At 57.9% G+C, this 2,865-nt stretch carries 4 protein-coding genes; all 4 read right to left on the reverse strand.

Translation table 11 applies throughout. The features are described 5' to 3' along the window. On the reverse strand, positions 1–1,590 hold a 1,590-nt coding region (locus M3090_RS15025; protein ID WP_249057641.1), incomplete at its 3' end, for a TraG family conjugative transposon ATPase. Beyond that, complete coding sequence (locus M3090_RS15030) at positions 1,587–1,907, reverse strand: DUF4133 domain-containing protein (protein WP_071150627.1); 321 nt, start codon at positions 1,905–1,907, stop codon at positions 1,587–1,589. The genes M3090_RS15030 and M3090_RS15025, both read right to left, overlap by 4 nt. A gap of 33 nt (positions 1,908–1,940) precedes the next feature. Further along, entirely contained in the window at positions 1,941–2,243 is a 303-nt protein-coding gene (locus M3090_RS15035; protein ID WP_071150628.1) for a DUF4134 domain-containing protein, read from the reverse strand. A gap of 31 nt (positions 2,244–2,274) precedes the next feature. Next, on the reverse strand, positions 2,275–2,865 hold a 591-nt coding region (locus M3090_RS15040), incomplete at its 5' end, for a conjugal transfer protein (RefSeq protein WP_249057643.1).

Raw genomic sequence — 2,865 nt, forward strand, 5'->3', positions numbered from 1 at the left:
GGTGAGCAGCAGCGTCTTGATGCTCTCCCGCTTCTCGATGTCGAACACCCGGTCGTCGGTGTAGAACGGGTTGAAGGCTATCGGGTGCTCGTCCGTGTAGGTGAAGTAGATGCCGTCCTCGCCCCCGGTTTTCTGGTGTATCAGCGAGCAAAGCCCCTCATACGAGTTTCCGGTGTCCACCAATACGATGTGCGTTCCTTGTTCGTAGTATTGCCGTACCAAGTGGTTCATGAAGAATGACTTGCCGCTGCCCGAACCGCCCAGCACGAACTTGTTGCGGTTGGTGGTGATGCCACGTTTCATCGGCAGGTCGGAGATGTCCACGTGCAGCGGTTTGCCGCTGATGCGGTCTGACATCTTCAGCCCGAAAGGGGAAAGCGAGCTGCGGTAGTTCGTTTCCTCCGTCCAGAAGCAGACGGCCTGCTCGATGAAGGTATAGAACGATTCCTCCGCCGGGAAGTCGGCGGCGTTGCCCGGCATCCCCGCCCAATAGAGCGTGGCGGCATCCACCGTGTCGTGGCGCGGTTTGCACTCCATTGCGGCAATCTGGCTGCCCGTGTCGTTGCGGATGACCTTCACTTCGTCCGGGTTGTCCGTCCACGCAATGACATTGCAATGGCAGCGCACCGAGGTCAGCCCGTAGGAATGCGCGTCGTTCAGGTACAGGTCTATCCATTCCTTGTTGATTTGGTTGCTCCGCGAGTAACGGGAGAGCGACTGCATGTTGCGTGCCGTCTTCTCGAAGCGTTGCAGGTTCTCCGCGCTGTCGTCGATGAAAAGGTACTGGTTGTAGATGTGGTTGCATGGGAGCAGCAGCCCCACCGGGCTGGCGAAGGAGAGGCGGCAGTCCGACCGGTCTGTGGAGAGCCGTTCATAGCGGCTGTCCGTACCGACCCGGCCCGGCAGTGCATCCAGTTCCGAGAGCGTATAGACCGACAGCCGTTTGTCGCCGATGCGCACCCCCTCGTCGCCCAGTTCGATGTCCTCCAGCGTGCCGGTGTCCTCCAGCGACAGGCAGAGGTATTTCTCCAGCAGGCCGGACTGTTCCTCCGTGCCGGTTACCTCGTCGCCCGACAGACGGCGCAGTCTGACCAGTCCCGTGTCGTTTACAATGCGGGCGAACTGCCCGGCGGCATCTAAAAAACGTGCCGCCGTGTCCCGGTTCACTTCCTTTGGGATGATAAAGCCCCGGCACAGCGACGAGAAGCTGCTCTGCATCCGCATCCGCTCCTTGGTCGTCTTGGTCAGATACAAGTAGCAGCAGTGGTTCAGGAAAGGCCGTTCGTTGAAGTGCAGTTCATAGCTCCGCGAGAGGAAGCCGAGCTTTTCGCCCTCCGTCCGGCTGCGGTAGTGTTCCTTCACGAACCAGTCCTGCTTGTGTACCACCGTGTAGTCGGGCAGCACCTTAACCGCTTTGCACCATGCCGCATGGATGGCGGCATATTCGGCAGAGGTTACCGTGAACAGTTCGGGAAGCTCCACTTCGAAGGCCACGGTGATGTCCGCGTCTTTCGAGACGATGCAATCCGACTCGACGGCCAGCAGCGGGAACTTGCTTTCCAACGTGGCGGCTTTCAATATATTTCTCATAGGCTTCTCTTTGGGGTGAATAACTTCCGGACGCTGATCCGGTTAATCAGGTATCGCGGGTGCTGCCGTTTGGCGAGCCGTTTCATCAGCCCGTGCTCGCCGTACTTGGCGTTCAGGCGGAATGTGAGCCATACCAGTATCGATGCGGATACCGCGCCAAAGGCGATGCACACCCATTGGCCTGTTCCTGCCATGTACATCACGATGAACACCACGAACACGGCAAGCAGTCCTCCGGCGAAGATGAACAGGTATTGTGCCTTCAGCCCCTTGAACTCCGCGCTCTGCCCGATGCCCTTGTTCAGTTCATATTCCATAATCCTATTCTATATATTATTTATGTATAGGGATTAGAGGAAGAACGAGCGCAGGATGGTGGCGGCGACTATCAGGAAGATGCACGCCCCGAACCACGAGGCGGCGGTCTTGCTCGTATCCGGGTCACCCGAACTGAACTTGTTATATACCTTGATGCCTCCTATCAGGCCGACCACCGCGCCGATGGCATAGACGAGTTTCGTTCCCGGGTCGAAGTACGAGGTGACCATCTGCGTGGCTTCCGTGATGCCCGCTTGTCCGTTACCTTGCGCATAGAGCGCACCGGCTGCCATCAGGCAGGCCGCCATGAAAAAGATTCTCTTTGTTGTGTTCATAAAAAGTTGGTTTTATGCGGATAGACCGCTGTTAAACAATGTCGTCAATGGAAAAATCACCGGGTACGATACTCTCGGCGGGAGGCTCTGGTTGCCGTATCCGGCGGTAGTCCGCCAGATGCAGCTCGATGAGCGAGGCGATGCGCCGTTCCCGTTCCGCATCCCCGGCGATGAGCTGGTCGAACATCGGCGTGCCCTTGAGTTCGGCAAGTGCACGTCCGGCCTGCTGCCGTTCTGCTTCGGTGGCGGTGCTGTCATCCATCGCCATGCGCACTGCCAACCCCATGTCCTCGAAACGGAGGCCTGTAGCTTTGGGAGCATAGCCTTCCAGCATTTCATCTTCGTCTATTGGAGGCTCACCGGCATCCGTTTCCCGGTATTCCATCGGTTCGTCCTGCCCCTCCACAGGTTCCAACCCGCCTTCGGCAAAGAGCGCGTCCAGCTCGTCGGCGGACACCACCTTGGGGTATCGTTCCGATTCCGTTGCAAAAGTACCCGCTTCGCTTTCCGGTTTCACGGTTTCTGTTTTCTCGGGTACTTGTGGCGTGGAGTGGCACAGGGAAAATGTGCTTTTGCCTAAAATATCTTCCGCGTCGGCTACTTTTCGGGGCAGTGTTTCCTC

The organism is Bacteroides sp. ET71 (genome assembly GCF_023336905.1).
Taxonomy (GTDB): Bacteria; Bacteroidota; Bacteroidia; order Bacteroidales; family Bacteroidaceae; genus Bacteroides.